11 protein-coding genes are annotated in these 15,748 nt (G+C 56.9%); 5 read left to right on the forward strand and 6 right to left on the reverse strand.

All coding sequences use genetic code 11. The features are described 5' to 3' along the window. Positions 1-28 precede the first annotated feature (28 nt). Both EY643_RS05840 and EY643_RS05845 read left to right on the forward strand, forming a co-directional pair. On the forward strand, positions 29-2,260 hold the full coding sequence (locus EY643_RS05840; protein ID WP_152661314.1) for a TonB-dependent receptor: 2,232 nt from the start codon (positions 29-31) through the stop codon (positions 2,258-2,260). Positions 2,261-2,322: 62 nt separating this feature from the next. Further along, positions 2,323-2,823: a phosphate-starvation-inducible PsiE family protein gene (locus EY643_RS05845; protein WP_152661315.1), complete on the forward strand. Its 501-nt coding sequence runs from the start codon at positions 2,323-2,325 to the stop codon at positions 2,821-2,823. 4 nt (positions 2,824-2,827) lie between these two features. Here EY643_RS05845 and EY643_RS05850 read toward each other — a convergent pair whose 3' ends face one another. After that, positions 2,828-3,991 carry an MFS transporter gene (locus EY643_RS05850; protein ID WP_152661316.1) on the reverse strand — a complete coding sequence of 388 codons (1,164 nt, stop codon included), beginning with the start codon at positions 3,989-3,991 and terminating at the stop codon, positions 2,828-2,830. A gap of 77 nt (positions 3,992-4,068) precedes the next feature. Between EY643_RS05850 and EY643_RS05855 the strand changes: the two genes are divergently transcribed. After that, positions 4,069-5,463, forward strand: coding sequence for a M20/M25/M40 family metallo-hydrolase (locus EY643_RS05855; protein ID WP_152661317.1), 1,395 nt, complete (start codon positions 4,069-4,071; stop codon positions 5,461-5,463). 94 nt (positions 5,464-5,557) lie between these two features. Further along, on the forward strand, positions 5,558-6,328 hold the full coding sequence (locus EY643_RS05860; protein WP_152661318.1) for a glucose 1-dehydrogenase: 771 nt from the start codon (positions 5,558-5,560) through the stop codon (positions 6,326-6,328). Here EY643_RS05860 and EY643_RS05865 read toward each other — a convergent pair. Genes EY643_RS05865 through EY643_RS05880 form a run of 4 tightly spaced genes read right to left on the reverse strand, consistent with a single transcriptional unit; the run spans position 6,323 to position 13,247 of the window. After that, positions 6,323-8,251, reverse strand: coding sequence for a TonB-dependent receptor (locus tag EY643_RS05865; RefSeq protein ID WP_152661319.1), 1,929 nt, complete (start codon positions 8,249-8,251; stop codon positions 6,323-6,325). The genes EY643_RS05860 and EY643_RS05865 overlap by 6 nt on opposite strands. Beyond that, positions 8,248-9,111 (reverse strand): heme-dependent oxidative N-demethylase family protein, encoded by an 864-nt coding sequence (locus tag EY643_RS05870; RefSeq protein WP_152661320.1) that lies wholly within the window; start codon positions 9,109-9,111, stop codon positions 8,248-8,250. Before EY643_RS05870 ends, EY643_RS05865 begins: the two co-directional genes overlap by 4 nt. A gap of 9 nt (positions 9,112-9,120) precedes the next feature. Next, complete coding sequence (locus EY643_RS05875) at positions 9,121-10,194, reverse strand: efflux RND transporter periplasmic adaptor subunit (RefSeq protein WP_170287294.1); 1,074 nt, start codon at positions 10,192-10,194, stop codon at positions 9,121-9,123. After that, the gene (locus EY643_RS05880) at positions 10,191-13,247 is read right to left on the reverse strand and encodes an efflux RND transporter permease subunit (protein WP_152661322.1); all 3,057 of its coding nucleotides are present in this window, start codon (positions 13,245-13,247) and stop codon (positions 10,191-10,193) included. The genes EY643_RS05875 and EY643_RS05880 overlap by 4 nt, the downstream gene beginning before the upstream one ends. Positions 13,248-13,430: 183 nt before the next feature. On the opposite strand from EY643_RS05880, the gene EY643_RS05885 reads away from it, so the two are divergent. Continuing rightward, entirely contained in the window at positions 13,431-14,558 is a 1,128-nt protein-coding gene (locus EY643_RS05885) for an Rv3169 family protein (protein ID WP_152661323.1), read from the forward strand. A gap of 6 nt (positions 14,559-14,564) precedes the next feature. Here EY643_RS05885 and EY643_RS05890 read toward each other — a convergent pair whose 3' ends face one another. Next, on the reverse strand, positions 14,565-15,674 hold the full coding sequence (locus EY643_RS05890; RefSeq protein ID WP_205743161.1) for an acyltransferase family protein: 1,110 nt from the start codon (positions 15,672-15,674) through the stop codon (positions 14,565-14,567). Between the last annotated feature and the right edge of the window lie 74 nt (positions 15,675-15,748).

Raw genomic sequence — 15,748 nt, forward strand, 5'->3', positions numbered from 1 at the left:
ATCAAATAAAAATAAAAGTGGGTGGGTTATGTCGAGTCGTGTGTTCAAGCAGAGTGTCATGGTGGCGGCTATCGCTGCATACTCCTTTCCAATGGTTGTATCCGCCCAGGGGATGGCGCTTGAAGAGGTGATTGTGACCGCGGAGAAGCGCGCTCAGTCGCTGCAGGATGTGCCCATTTCGATTGTCGCCCTAAACGCGGAAGCCCTTGCGGCGCAGGGTATTGATGAGCTCGATGATCTCGCAACCAGTATACCCAATCTGTATGTCAACAACTTCAATAACGACCCGGTAGCGGTTCGCCTGTTTATTCGGGGTATTGGCCAGAACGATCTTCAACTCACTCAGGATCCCTCGGTCGCCCTGTATCTCGACGGTGTATATATAGGCACGACCTTCGGCGCCGGGTTTGAAGGCGTTGATCTGGAACGCATTGAAGTATTGCGGGGGCCACAGGGAACCTTGTATGGACGCAATGCTACCGGCGGTGCCGTGAATCTGATCACCCGCCGCGCCAGCCCCGACCAGTTCGAGTTTCATCAGACCCTGACCGCGGGCAATCTGGATCTTTTCAAGAGCCGCACCTTTATCAATGTGCCGATAGGCGACAGTTTTGCAGCCAAGGTCGGTTACATCATGACTGACCGCGATGGATATGTGGAAAACACGGGGGTGGGGGAGGACTTTGGTACGGAGGATCGCGAGAGTGCAGTAGTAGACTTGCACTGGGATGCAACAGATACCCTGGTTTTTGATTATCGCTATGAAACCGCAGAGATAGCAGATTCGGGGCGGATGGAACAATCCATTATTGCCGGGCAGGAGCAGGAGCTTCCTCCCGGGGTGCCCAACCTGAGTTTCCTGACCACGCCAGGTACGGTCTCAGAAGATCGTCAGGACAAGGTCAATTCCCTGTGGCAAAACGGCCCGACCGATCTCCAGATAGACGCACACACGCTGCATGCCGATTGGGAGATCGGTGACGTGTTCACCCTTCGCTCAATTACTGCGCAGCGCGACATGGACTCGTTTGTACACGCGATCGTGCTACCGGACTGGCAGATGAACCTGATCCCTGGGGGTGGGTCGGTCAGTACCATGATCAACGATGTAGAGTTTGAACAGTTGTCCCAGGAAATTCAGTTCCTCGGTAGCTGGGACAGTGTCGAACTGGTCACAGGTTTTTACTATTACGAGGATGAAGGCACTCACGATTCCAGTGCCAGTTCTACCCTTGGCTTACCGGGGCCGGAATATGACATCACCTTCACCGACAACACGTCGATGGCCGCTTTTGCCCAGGCCACCTGGAGCCCCGCTGCATTAGATCAGCGGTGGCACTTTACTCTCGGCGGACGTTACTCGCAGGATGAGCGCAAAGCTTTTCGTCGCAATACTCGCTCTGCAGACTTCGCTGCCAGCGCGCCCGAAGGTGCTTACTACGACGAAGATTTCAGCAATTTCAATCCATCGTTTACCGTGGCGTGGGATATTTCTGATGATGCCAACCTCTACGGCAAAGTGGTTAGCGGTTACAAATCCGGCGGTACCTCTACACGCTCAGCAAATGCAGACTTGTTTCGCGGTGGTTTTGAAGAAGAGGACGTTCTGTCCTACGAGCTGGGCCTGAAGGCTGATTTTCTTGATAGTCGGCTGCGCTTTAACGGGGCGCTGTTCTACATGGATATCGATGGCTCCCAGACGAGTATCCAGACAGGCACCACTGCAGGAGAGCGTGATTTTCTTCCGGTGGATGGAAATGTTATCCAGGGTCTGGAGGTCGAGCTGACTGCTGCGCTGACCCAGAATCTGGTGGGCTCACTGAATTACGGTTACCTTGATACCGAAGTGGGCGAAGATTTTGTCGACAGCCCCGTGGGTACCTTCTACCTTGCCGACAGGTATTCCTACGCTCCAGAGAACAGCGTGTCTGCTTCGCTGGACTATCGACGTGACCTGGACAACGGCTCGCTCCATGGGCGCATTGCTTATTCTTACCAGGACGAGACTATCAGCTCGGTGAATCTGCTGGATCTAACAGATCAGGACGATCGCAGTCTGTGGGATGCCAGCTTCAGTTGGTCCGGTATTAGTTTGGGCGACGTGGCTGGTGAGGCGAGCGTCATGGTGTGGGGCAAGAATCTAACCGATGAGGAGTACATTATTGTCTCCGCTGCTTCCTGGGGTTTTGTCGGCTCGAACTACACAGGGACTTTCGGTGATCCGCGAACCTATGGTGTGACTCTGACCTGGGACTACTAGGCGCGCTTGAACCTGCGCTGCTGCTCTGCTAATTTGCCCGAGCGCCCGCCGAGGAAGACAGCATGAGTCACGACCAGCCCGCCCAAAGTAAAATTCACGAAGAGTTTCCCGAGGAGCATCCGGATCCTTTGATTCGCAGCCTCCATGGGGTGATTCGCGTCGCGGTGAAATTCCTCTCGATTTTGATGGCGCTGGTGATTTTGTGGGGCGTCGCCGATGTGATCTGGGTGCTCTATTCGCGGCTGAGCTCACCGCCCTATGGGCTGCTGCAGGTAGCCGATATTTTTCAGGTTTTCGGTGCCTTTATGGTCGTACTCATTGCCATAGAAATTTTCATCAACATACGCCTCTACCTCGGGACCAACACCTTGCCGATCAAGCTGGTGCTGGCGACGGCACTGATGGCGATTGCCCGAAAAGTCATTGTCCTTGATATCAACACGGTAGATGCGATTTACGTGTTCGCGATTGCAGCTGTGGTGCTGGCACTCGGTGTTTCCTACTGGCTTGTGGGCAAAACCAGCCAGTTCTTTGCCTCTACGTCACAAGTGTCTTCCGACTAGCGGGCTATATCGGTCGGCGGTAACTGGCCAGTGCCACCAACATTACCCCAATGGGTACCAGGCACAGCAATAGCAGCGATTGCCAGCTCAATAGTGTTATGGCGAGCCCGGCGGACAGCGAAGCAGCAGCCTGTATCGAAAATACGACAGAATCATTCAGGGCCTGGGCCCGGTACTGTTCTCCCTCCCGATAGGTGGTAGGCAGCAGTGCGGTGCCGGCTACGAACAGGAAATTCCATCCCACGCCCAGCAAGACGAGCTGGCCCCAGAACCCAAGTACGGATACATCGAACAAACCGATAACAATCATCGCGCCGTAGCACACCAGGCCCATGGCCATCAGGCCGCGAATGCTGAGTGCCTTGAACAACCAGGCAGTGAGGAGAGAGGGGAGAAACATTGCCGCAATGTGTGACTGGATGACCCACTTTGTGTCTTCCAGGCTATGGCCATGGTGCACGTGCATGCTGATCGGCGTGGCGGTCATTATGAAAGACATCACCACATAGGCGATAGCGCCACTGGCGACGGCCAGAATCAAGGCGGGGTTGGCCAACATGGCTGTCCAGGGGCGTGCCTCTCCCTGGTGTTGGTGAGCAAATTGTCGTGGTGGACGGTAAAAACTGAGGAGTAGGCCGGCGCAGACGAAGCAGCCGATGGCCAGCATGAATGAGCCAGCGTAGGGCACCGAGGTCAGGTTCTGGCCTAGCAGCGCCAGCTCGGGTCCCAGGAAGGCGGCGACGATACCAGCACACATGATGATAGACGCAGCGGTGGGGCCCTTCTCCAGTGGTACGCACTCCATCGCCGCAAAGCGCGCCTGCTGTAGCGCTGCATTAGTTACTCCCAGAATGAGCGCTCCGAGGCAGAACAGTGAAAAGCTTTGTTGGTAGAGTGCGGTGCTTGCTACTGCGCAGGCACCTATGCCGATAAGCAGGAATATTAGAAAGGTCCACTTCCGGCCCAGCCTGGCCATGCCGCGAGCGGCGGGGATGACGCCCAATGCGGTTCCGATCACCATCAGGGCAATAGGTAGCGTAGCCCAGCGGGCACTCGGCGCTAGCTCAGTACCGATAATGGCGCCGATCAGCATCATCATCGGCGTTCCGCTCATTGCCACTGCATTGGCAAGAGCCAGCAGCCAGACTGTTTTGAATCCATTGTCCATGACGAAAGGATAACGGAATCCTCGAAAGGCTGCCGTGAGATGCGTAAAATACCAGTTTTATTCGACGCGGAGTCATCATGCGCTATCTCAAACATCTGTCTGTGCTCACTCTTGGCTTGATTCTCGCCGGTCATGCGCTGGCGCAGGGCCCCACCGAGGCCCAGTTAGCGAAATCCGAGGAACTGGCGCGCTGGGCGTTAGAGCAGAATCTTGGATACGAGATTGTGGAGTCCTTGACCACCGAGGTGGGGGCTCGCCTGGCGGGCACGGAAGCGGAGGAGCGCGCCCGGCAATGGGCGGTGACCAAGCTTAAGAAACTGGGATTCAAGAATGTGCGTGTAGAGCACTTCGACTTACCTGTGTGGGAGAGAGGGCTGGAACGGGCCGAGATCCTCGCGCCTTATCCCCAGGCCCTTGTTATCACCAGTCTTGGCGGCAGTACCTCCACCGGCCATCAGGGCGTGGAGGGTGATGTTGTTGGTTTCTCAAGCCTGGCCGCATTGAAGGCCGCTGACGCGGACACGCTAAAAGGAAAGATCGCGTACATCGGTGAAGTCATGACCCGCACTCAGGACGGCTCCGGCTATGGTGTGGCGGGTGCCAAGCGTCGCGAGGCGGCGTATGTGGCGAAAGAGAAAGGCGCGCTGGCAGTACTCATCCGCTCGGTGGGTACCAGCAGCCATCGCTTTGCCCATACCGGCCAGATGCGCCGGGTAACCAGCCAACCCATTCCTGACGGCGTGCCAGCGGCAGCGTTGGCGGCGCCAGATGCCGATCAGCTCGAGCGTATTCTCGCCAGCGGTAAAACAGTCACATTGCACCTACTGCTCACGCCCGAGACACGGCCGGCGGGTCGCTCCGGCAATGTAATTGCCGAGATCCCCGGCAAGAAAAAGCCCGAGGAAATTGTGTTGCTGGGCGCCCACCTGGACTCCTGGGATATGGCCACGGGCGCGGTGGATGACGGTGCAGGCGTGGGGATTGTTGTCGCCGCGGCCAAGCACTTGATGGATGAGACCAAGCGGCCGGAGCGCACTGTGCGAGTCGTACTTTTCGGCGCGGAAGAAGTGGGCCTGGTAGGTGGCAAGGCCTATGTCGAGATGCACAAGGATGAATTAAAGAATCACGTTATCGCTTCGGAATCTGACTTCGGCGCCGGCCGGATCTGGCGCTTTGAAACTCGCGCTGGAGAGGGTCGCGTGGCGGCAGCCCAGGCACTGGGTCACGGGGTGCGCATGCTTGGCGCTGCTCCAGGCGGCAATGCAGCGAGTGGTGGTCCGGACTTGCTGTTTATGCGCGGTGAAGGTGTGCCGGTGGTTACCCTGAAGCAGAACGGCTGGGACTATTTTGATCTGCATCACACGCCGAATGACACGCTGGACAAAATCCACCCGGCCGACCTGGCGCATAACGTGGCTGCATGGTTGAGCTTTGTGTACCTCGCTGCGAATACCGGCGAGTACTATCGCTAAAGGTAAACCCGGCCGCGTGTAGTGCAATCTGTTGGACCGGTCTGGATTGAGCCGGCGCGTATAATCTCCCGCTCTTAAGGCAGGAGTAAAATCAATGCAGCGTTTAGCAGGTAAGGTCGCCATCATCACCGGTGGCGCTAATGGTATGGGTGAGGCCACCGTGCGCGCCTTTGTTGAACAAGGTGCCAGGGTCGTGATCGGCGATATCGCCGAAGAACAGGGCCAGGCGCTTGCTGCGGAGTTGGGTGATGCCGCAGTTTTTTTGCGCATGGACGTCACGTCTGAAGACGATTGGGCCTCAGCCGTCGCTGCCGCGCAGAAGCTGGGTACGCTCAATGTGCTGGTGAACAATGCCGCCATTCTGCATATTGCTTCCATCACCGACACAACTCCCGAAGACTATATGCGCGTTGTAAAAGTGAATCAGCTCAGCGCATTCCTCGGTATTCGTGCGGTGATTCCGGCGATGAAAGAGGCCGGTGTCGGATCAATTATTAATATCTCTTCTATCGATGGCCTGCATTCCCAGGCGGGGATAAGCGCCTATTCCTCGACCAAGTGGGCCCTGCGTGGCCTGACCCGGTCTGCAGCGATCGAACTTGGCCAATATAATATTCGTGTGAATACGGTACATCCCGGCGGCATCTTCACGCAGATGGGCGGCAAGGGCATGATTGAAGAAGAGGACATCAACAAAACGATATACAGCAAACTGCCTATTCCGCGGGTGGGTCAGCCTGAGGAAGTTGCGGCGGTCACTCTATTTCTCGCCACGGACGAGGCGAGTTACAGTACAGGGTCTGAATTTGTCGCCGATGGCGGTTGGTTTGCAGGCCAACGCGGCAATGGTATGCCTACTTCATAAGCGATAGCTTACTTTTATCCCGTACGTCCGCGGCACTCCCCAGAGGGAGTCGTCGCGGTAGTTTTCATCCGTAATGTTCTTCGCAAAACCGGTCACACTCCATAATCCGTAATGGGCTCCGAGCTGTGCGTCCCAGCGATCGTAGCGCTTCACCAGGTGGGGATTCTCGATACCTAGCGGAGTGACATACTGTTCATCGACAAACAGGTAGCTAAGGCTGGAGTTCATGCGTGCCCATGACCATGTCCAGTCTGCTACAACGTACAGACTGAGTTCGTGCTCGGGCGAGAGCGGGAAGTTGTCGCCTTCCAGCTCCGATGCTGCAGTTTTCTGATAGCGAGTGTGGTTGTAGGAGTAGCTGCCACCGGTAGCGATTTTTTCTGTGAGCGGCAAGGAAAACTCGATCTCAGCTCCCCATCCATCGCCTTCGCCAGCTATGCCTCGGCTGTACAGGTTTAAACCGTCAGCCTGACTCCGATAGGTCAACCGCATGTCCTGGTAGTCGTAGTAGTAGACGGCGGTCGCCAACTGCAGGCGTTCGAACAGGGCGCCTTTGTAGCCTAGCTCAATGGCCAGGACATCTTCTGGCGCCAGTTCCTCGACGGAGGGTGTAGCCGAAGACTGGCCCAGATTGAAGCCGCCGCTGCGATAGCCAGTTGCCAGTGAGGTGTACAGCAGCTCGCCCTCGTCACTGCGGTAATCCAGTCCCAATCGCCAGTCCAGTCGGTCCCAGGTTTGATCGGTCTCACGCCGGGTCTCGTCATCGTCAAACCACTGCGCCCAGGTGATATCGTCGGCTTCTTTGTCATCAAGGGAGTAGCGCAGTCCCAGCGTAAGACGATAGTCGTCAGCGAAGTCCCACTCTCCCTGGCCATAGCCCGCCCAGGAGCTTGTTACCATGCCCGTCTCTGCGCGATAGACGCTGGGGCCATCGCTGTTTGCGCGAATCGTCTGGTGCTGGTCCTCATCGCTGCGCCGGTAATAGAGCCCGGAAACAAAGTTGAATTCGCCGCTGAGTGCCGAGTAGAACTGCAAATCCTGTGAGGTTGTGCTTGATTCGCGCAAGGTCTGGTCGCTGTTTGCGAAGCTTGGGTTGTTGGCGCCACCGCGCTCGAATTCGTACTCGTTCCATGCGGCGATGTGCTTGATGCGGTAGTCACCTAATGCGATTTCGTTTAACAGGTAGCTGGCGCGTGTTTCTGTTTCCTGGTCTGGCCATTCCTCTGCATTGACGCCCGCAAACTGGATTCTGGAATACCAGTTGTGGGTCCAGTGGTACTTGAAAGACAAACGCAGGTAGTCGCTGCCCAGTGTATTTCCATGGCTTTCGCTGCGCTCGATCGAGGAGGCTGCGATTGCCATTGAAAACTGATCTGTAATCGGGCCCGTCATCAAACCCTGCAAGGCCTGGTAGTCGTTGTTGCCTAACTCTGCATTGACGCGGGTTTTCCAGGTGACGCCGGGGGAAATACTGATCGTATTAATCGCTCCCCCGGCGGCATTGCGCCCGTAAAGTGTTCCCTGGGGGCCGCGCACTACCTCTACACGTGCGGTGTCGAACAGGTTGGTGTGGTTGAGTATGCTGCTGTCCGCGATATAGACGCCATCGCTGTAAATGGCGACGCCGGGGTCGGACCCGAAAGAGTCGTTACTGTGGCCAATACCACGAATACTTGCGCTGTGTACTGCTTGGCCAATGGTCAGAGAGGGAGTGTGCAGCGCCAGGTCCTGTGCATTTTCAACAACTAATGCAAGCACCTGCTCCCTACTGAAGGCGCTGATGGCCAGTGCTGTGTTCTGCAGTTGGGTGTTTCTATAGGTTGCGCTGACGACCTGTTCTTCAAGTTGCAGGGCAAGGGCGGGCGTACAGCAAAACAACGCCAGGCTAACGAGGGCGTTTTTGCTGTAGGGGCCGACGCTCATCTGCCGCGATACCTCGCCAGTGCTGGCTGCATCAAATCAAAGCCCTTGTAGATACTTATCTCGGGCGATGCGGCATCAATGGCGGCAAGGAGCGAAGGTATTGCACCTTTGGTGCTGGCCAGCATGTCCAGAGGGTGCACGTAAACGCGAATGGAAAACGCAATTGCGCCGGTCTCTGGCAGACGGACCAGCGACTGCCGCTCGACGCGGTAGAACAGCGGGGTATCAGCTGTGACTGTGGCTTCTTCGCCGGGCAGTTGCGCGAGATTGTCCTCCGCCAACACCGACCAGTTGAAGCGTACCACCGGATGATTGGGGCGCAGATGTTCGAAGAATCGGTCAATACGCGGAGTCAGTTTTTCATGAAACCCGGGGATCGGGTCGTGGATATCGCGCATGGCCAGGCCCACTTTTTCTGCCAGTAGCCAGTGGCTGGGGCTGCACAGGCTGGCGGCAGTGAGATGATACTGGCTACTGCGCTTCTCCATGATTGCCAGGTCGTCGGCCACCGCCAGAGAGATGTCCCACAGGCATTCTTCGCCAGCAAGCGGTATCTGAAAATCACCGGGGCGACAGTTGAGCGAGTCTGCCTCGCGCGAGTAGCAATCTGCGTGGGCATCGAGGAGGTGTGTTGTCAGTGCAGCTCGAAGTTCGCGTTGGGCCGGGATGGATTCATCATCGCCGCGATAGACTGCGTCGCCGCGTATTTTTCGCTGCTGAAGTTTGTGCTCATGATAGCGGCCAATGTCGTTATCGGGCTCAATCCAGGGCGCGTCGCCCTTTGGGCTGAGGCCCATTAGCAGCACCTCGGGATGAGGTATGTGCGGAAGATAACGGGGCGTGCTGTTGTCGTACAACATCGTGTGAGGTCACGATCCTTGTCGGTTGACGGTCTGGCCATCGCGCAGTCGTTCCAGCCCTCTGATGGCCACCCAGTCGCCGGGGCTTAGATCACCATTCACGCTGACCCAGTCTGCTGCGCCCTCGCCGACAGTTACGACGACCTTGTGGGCAGTGTCGTCGTCACCAATGCGGAACACGAATTTTCCCTCGCCGCGCAGGACGATCGCATCACGTGGAACCTGCAGACTAGTGTCTGCGCTGGCCATTGAGAGCTGCAAGTTCACAAGTTGCCCTGTGAGTACTGCCCCGGTATCCGCTGTATCGATATCCGCGCGTACCTGGAAGGTTTGGGAGTTCGCGTTTGCTGTCGGGATGATGGTGCGAATTCGAGCCTGAAAGCTTTGAGGCGTATCTCCGAGCAACTGGCTGCCCTGAGCGGCGAAGTTCACTAGCTGGCCGCGGCTAATCCGCTTCTGATACACCACGGGAATCTCGAAGCGCAGTTCAAGATGGGTTGGATCTACCACCCGTGCAATGACGTCTCCAGGCCGAGCGTACTCACCGGCTTCCTTGTGGCGCTCTGCGATAACACCAGCATAGGGCGCCACGAGTTGAGAGCGACGTAATTCGTCATTCACCTGGTCGATGCGTGCTTCCAGCGAGCGGATGTCCATCCGTGAGGCGTCTCGCTGCATGGATCCTTCGTCCAGCATGCGTTCTGAAGCATTGTTGTCTTCCCGCAGCTGACGCAGCCGCTGCAGTTCCTTGTCGAGATAGTTTACGTTGATACGCTCTCGCTCCACCAGATGCTCGAGCTCGAGTTTACGTAGCTCGATGGGTAGCTGGTCCAACTCTGCGATGACATCGCCTGCGGCAACCTCGGTGCCGGGTTCCAGCACCCATTTGAGCTCGCCCGCCAGTGTCATGCTCATGTCCGCATCATTGCGCGAGTGCACTCGGCCCGACAGGGGGAGGTTGCGTGCAAGTGCTGCTGAACGTACCTGCTCCACCTGCACCAGCGCAGGTGGAGCCTGGCCAGAGGCCATCGGAGCACTAACTGCTGCCACCAGTCCGAGGCTCAATAGAAGTGTCTTTCTCAAGGCGTGTTCTCCGGTTTTACATTGCCCAGGCGCAACAGGCTGGGGAGCAGTAACAGGGTAAACAAGGCACATATAGTCATACCTCCCACGATCACCGTGGCGAGGCCGCGATAAATTTCAGAGCCCACTCCGGGAATGACCATTAGCGGTAGCATACCGAAGATACTGGTAAGTGTGCTCATGAAAATCGGCCGTGCGCGATAGAGAACGGCCTGATGGACAGCGTCTGCTTCAGACATGCCATTGCGCTGGGCAGTGCGCGTCTGATCTACCAGCAGAATGGCGTTGTTTACCACCAGCCCCAGGAGAATGATAAAGCCGATCATCGTCAGCAGATCCAGTGATTGGTAAGTGACGAGATTCAGGAGCTTGAGCCCGATCAGGCCGCCGGCGATGGCCATGGGCATCACCAACAACACGAGCATGGCATCGCGGGCAGAGCGGAATAGCGCTGCCATGATCAGAAACAGTATTAGTACAGCTAGCAGGAAATTGATCGCAACGGTGTTCAGTGCTTCGCTGAGGCGATCGGCGCTACCGCGGTAGCTCAAGCGGGCGCCTGCAGGAAGCAGCGGTTTGACTTCGGGCTCTATCTGCTCGCGGATAGTCTGCAGTGCTTCTTCCATTGGCACGTTGTCGGGAGGCATAACGAAGACCGTGATTGTGCGCTGGCCATCGACGCGCTGTAGCTGCGCCGGCCCAACGCCGCGCTGGATTTCGGCAAGCTCGCCGATCGTCTGGATGCCTGCGAGCGGTGTTGCCAGTGGCATTGCGGCGAGTTCCTCTGGCGATTCCCACGGGGGGCTCTTGAGTATCATGTCGTAGCGATGGTTGCCGTCAAAGTATTCCCCCGTCCACAGGCCGTCTGTGTAGGTGCGAACAACATCGCCCACCGCGCGTCGGTCGAGGCCCGCCAGACTCAGGCGCTGTTCTCTTGGGTAGATCCGCAATTCTGCCTCACCCGCTGCCAGGTCGGGTTGCGAGAACGACACAGTCTCTTCCCACAAGCCATTGGCCAGTTCCATGGTTTTTTCTGCGGCCGCCTTGAGGCCCTGCATGTCCGCCCCCTGCAGGTCGATACTGATCGCGTCTGGCCCGCCATCACTGAGATTGAGCATCGACGCCTGGTTGACGTAGGCCTCGGTGTCACTGAGGCCGGTGAAGAGCTCGGTGCGCATTAACGTGAGCATGCGCGGCATGTCTTCAGCGTTTTCTGGATAGAGAAATGACATTGTGTTCTCGGCGCCAAAGCTCGACAGGTTGTAGCCTCGTATATACGGCTCTTTTTCCTGGTCGTAGTAGGGTTTCAGGCGTCGAGCAATTTCCTGCATGATCTCCTTATCGAGTGTCTTGAGATTGATCCCTGGTGGTACCGCGAAGTAGGTCATGACCGTATCGATTCGAGCTTTGGGCAAAAAATCGATCTTGGGCATAAACAGCCAGCTGCTAAGCAGAGACGCGCCGAGAATTGCGCCGGTCCAGAACAGGCGCAGCTGCTTCGAGCGTGTCAGGTGGATGACCTTGTCGGCGAGTTCACGCCAGCGATGTGCCAGCCTATCCGGTGTGTATTCAGCCGACGCCAGCCGGCTGGCGGCTGCGGGGAGTATGGTCATAGCGGTGATGAGCGAAAAGCTCACGGCAGTGGTGAGGGTGATAGCCAGGTCCTTGAACAATTGGCCTTCCACGCCTTCCATGAACAGGATCGGCAGGAAAATCGCCACGCTGGTAAGCGTAGAGGAGAAGAGGGCGCCGGCGACTTCGCGCACGCCCTGTATGGTCGCCGCGTATATCTCCATGCCTGACGCGCGCAAGCGCACAATGTTCTCCTGCACGATGATCGCCGCATCCATCACCAGGCCAACGGCAAAGGCCAGGCCCGCAAGCGAGATGACGTTGAGAGTCTTTCCTGTGAGATTGAGGACCACAAAGGCAACCAGCAGCGAGATCGGTATGGTGGCTGCAATCACCAGGGTGGCTCGCAGGTCGCGGAGGAAAAACAGCAGCACCAGGCTCGCCAGAACCAGTCCCAGAATAAGATTTTGCTGGACCAGGGTGATGGCCCGTCGGATGTGTAGCGAGGCGTCGTAGCTCAGCTCGATGCGCAAGCCTTCGGCGGTCAGAACCTCATCGTTGATTTCATCGATGCTTTTATTAAGCGCGTCCAGTAGCTCGACAGTATTGGCATCGTAAGAAGGAACCATGCTGATGTAGTAAGCAGGAAAGCCATTGCGGTAGGTGACATTGGTTTGCTTGCGCAAGCCGCGCTCGACGGTAGCCACGTCGCGCAATCTGACCGGCTCGCCATTTTGCCAGGTGATGACCAGGTCATGCAGATCATCGAGCTTGCGCTGGCCGAGGTAGCGCACGGTATAACGACGTCTGCCTACATCGGCAAAACCGCCCGACACATCCACGGCGCGGCGCAGCGTATTGGCTACGTCCGGGATGGAAATGTTCCGTGCGGCCATCTGGTGGGGGTCGAGAGTGATATGAACCTCGGGCTCTCGCTCACCGCCGAGGCGCACTCTGGCTACACCCGGTACGCGCGCCAGACGTGGCTCTACCTCTCTGTCGATCAGGTCCTGATAACGGCTTGCGATATCTTCCACCGGATTGTCAGGCAAAGTGTAAATGAGCAGGGAAGCAGCCTGGCCGCGGCTGCTACTGGCTCCGGAGATGACTCGCGGTTCATCGGCGTCGGAGGGTAGATCAATCGCCTGGTTGAGTTGGGTGATAACGTCGATCATCGCACGCTGCATATCCCAACCCACCCGGAAGTCGAGCCGGATATTGCCCTGGCCGCGATAGATCTCGCTGACCATGCTTTCTAGGCCTTCGATATTGCGCAGGACTTTTTCCTGAGGCTGAACAATGGATTCTTCGATTTCTTCCGGCGCAGCAGAGCGCCACTGGGTAGCGATGGAAATCGAGGGTCTTTCCACATCCGGTAACAACTGGATGGGGAGTTCCCTGATACTGATCAGGCCGAAGACGGCGATGAGTATGACCACCACGGCAATCGCGGCGGGGTTGTTGATTGAGAGCCTTGTCATTGGCTACGCCAGTTGCCTCTTGTGAGCTATTTTTATTGTTCGGCCCGCGCAGCCGCTCGATAGTAGTGAGACGGATGAATAAGCATACCCCTCAGCCCAAAAGCGGGACTAGAGATATTCGGGTGTTTTATTTACTATACGGTCGTACAGTGACCGTCTGAAGCCATAGAAAAGGGAGGCATCATGCTATCCAAATTCGACGATTATCCTATTCACCAGACTGCCGAGCCTGTTATTCGGACCGCCAGCAGTGATCGCTTTCATTATGACCGATACTGGTATAACGCCCACGCCCGCGACGGCAGTTTCTATTTTGGGGTCGGCCTTTGCCGCTATCCCAATCTGGGTATCCTCGATGGCAGCCTGAGCCTTGCCATCGACGGCAAGCAGTACGCGTTTCACGGCTCACGTCGCGCGCCTCAAGAGCCTACCGACCTGAGCATCGGTCCTATGGAGCTGCAAATTCTTGAGCCGATGGGGCGGCATCGCCTTGTGATCGCCGAAAACGAGACTGGCATAAGCTGTGATCTCACTTTCACTCCGCGTACAGCCTGTATCGAAGAGGGGCGCCAGACTTTGCGCAATGAGCGCCACATTGTGATGGACGCTACTCGTCTAGACCAATTCGGTGCGTGGTCTGGCTGGATCAGGTTTGACGGCAAGGAGCTGCGGGTGGATGGCGCGACCACATTCGGGCTCAAGGATCGTTCCTGGGGAATTCGTCCTGTGGGCGATGCTTACAGTGGTGGCGCGCCTCTGGCCGATTTTCAGGCAGTGCACTTTAACTGGCTGCCTATTTACTGGGAGGATCACTGCAGCCTGGCGGGTTGGTTCGAGGATGGCGAGGGACATCAGTGGCATACCGATCAGGGCTTTTTGCCACTGTATTCGGGACCCGATGAGATTCCCGGTACTACAGATCCGGGCGCGACCATGTGGCATGGCAAGGTGCAGCACAAGTTGGACTTTATCCCGGGTACCCGGCGCGCCAGGTCCGGGGTGATCACTATGAACGACCAATCGGGCCAGAGCCTCGAGATTTCAATTGAGCCGGTCATCGTGCATCGCATGAAGGGCCTGGGTTACCAGCACCCGGAATGGGGCCACGGCAAATGGCACGGTGAGTTGGCTATTGGCGGCGAAAGCTGGACTGACAGTGAGCTCGATCCGTTGGCATTGGAAAATCTTCACGTCCAGCAAATTGTTGTCGCGCGTTGCGGTGATAAGGTGGGGCACGGTGTACTCGAGCAGATGCACATCGGCCCGTCACCGACCCACGGCTTTGACGATTGGTTTGACGGTGCGAAGTAGACGCCGCTAATTTTTCCGCCAGGGCACGGTTGTAGAACGCTGTCCGTTGAGAACTTGGCCGATCCAGCTGTTGCGTACGAACAGCTGGTAGCTCGCCAGGCATATTGCCGAGGTCGCGGTGCAGATGACCAGAAACTTCCACTCAGCTGCGACCTCCCAGCCGTGCAGCGGTATGGCCAGCATGACCATCGGGATCGAGTGGAAAATGAATATCCAGTACGCACTGTCGGAGAGGTATCGCGTCCAGGGATTGTAGGAAGCGCAATGCCTGCTGAACAAGCCGACGAACGCCAGCATGTAGTAGCCCACAGAAAATCCTGTTACCAGGGACAATAATGCGTGCATGGGCAGGTAGCGCGCGTCGTCGGGAGTGCCCTTGGCTAATAGTGTCACGAGCGCAACAGCGCACATCACCGATGCGAATATCATGTATGGTTTCCACTTCTCCGCCAGGGTATCGAGATCGTCGATCCGCCGGTAGAGCAGCCAACCAAAACCGAAGCATATGCCATAGACAAGATAGACATCGAGTGCGGGGATGAAATTCAGCTCAGCCCGCGCTCGCCCCGGCCAGTTCAGGCTGCCCAGCAGGGCCAGCGTCAAGCACAATGGCACCATGGTAGCGAGCGATTGAATGGGGCGACGAGTGAGTGCGTTGTTGCCGTGACTGCACTTCGGCCGAACTTTTAATGCAAGCCACACGGTACCCAGGTAGAGCATGAGGTAGTAGAGGAACCAGAGGTTATGCGTGTTGTTCCAAAGTTTAGCCGGGTTCTCGATATAGCTGAGATCGAAGCCCGTTTCCCCCGTTGCCATGACATTGCGCGCGACGATGCGCAAGGTAGTCATGATGATAGCCAGCGGTGGCAGGAAAATAATAAATGGAACCACAATGCGCCGGTAGCGGTTCTCAAACATGGCCTTGGGGCCATGTCGCTCCAGCAGCATGGCGGTGAAAAACCCTGACAAGAGAAAGAACACAGGCATGCGATAGGTGTTTATCCAGAACAACAACACATCCATGCTCAGCGATCGCGCAGGATCCCAGTAGTAGTCCAACACCGGGTTTACCATATACAGCTGGCAGGCGTGCAGCACGACTCCGAGTAACATCATCAGGGCCCTCAGAAAATCGAGGCCGTGTAATCGCTGTGATGCTGGCATGGAAATACCTGTGAGTATGTGTGCGT

The organism is Halioglobus maricola, assembly GCF_009388985.1.
In the GTDB taxonomy this organism is placed as follows: domain Bacteria; phylum Pseudomonadota; class Gammaproteobacteria; order Pseudomonadales; family Halieaceae; genus Halioglobus; species Halioglobus maricola.

Bases quoted from the DNA above. Each gene is read 5' to 3' on its own strand.
- EY643_RS05890 (WP_205743161.1), bottom strand. From the start codon at position 15,674: ATGATGTTACTCGGAGTCGTGCTGCACGCCTGCCAGCTGTATATGGTA.
- EY643_RS05855 (WP_152661317.1), top strand. From the start codon at position 4,069: ATGCGCTATCTCAAACATCTGTCTGTGCTCACTCTTGGCTTGATTCTC.
- EY643_RS05850 (WP_152661316.1), bottom strand. From the start codon at position 3,991: ATGGACAATGGATTCAAAACAGTCTGGCTGCTGGCTCTTGCCAATGCA.
- EY643_RS05840 (WP_152661314.1), top strand. From the start codon at position 29: ATGTCGAGTCGTGTGTTCAAGCAGAGTGTCATGGTGGCGGCTATCGCT.
- EY643_RS05860 (WP_152661318.1), top strand. From the start codon at position 5,558: ATGCAGCGTTTAGCAGGTAAGGTCGCCATCATCACCGGTGGCGCTAAT.
- EY643_RS05865 (WP_152661319.1), bottom strand. From the start codon at position 8,251: ATGAGCGTCGGCCCCTACAGCAAAAACGCCCTCGTTAGCCTGGCGTTG.
- EY643_RS05885 (WP_152661323.1), top strand. From the start codon at position 13,431: ATGCTATCCAAATTCGACGATTATCCTATTCACCAGACTGCCGAGCCT.
- EY643_RS05880 (WP_152661322.1), bottom strand. From the start codon at position 13,247: ATGACAAGGCTCTCAATCAACAACCCCGCCGCGATTGCCGTGGTGGTC.
- EY643_RS05870 (WP_152661320.1), bottom strand. From the start codon at position 9,111: ATGTTGTACGACAACAGCACGCCCCGTTATCTTCCGCACATACCTCAT.
- EY643_RS05845 (WP_152661315.1), top strand. From the start codon at position 2,323: ATGAGTCACGACCAGCCCGCCCAAAGTAAAATTCACGAAGAGTTTCCC.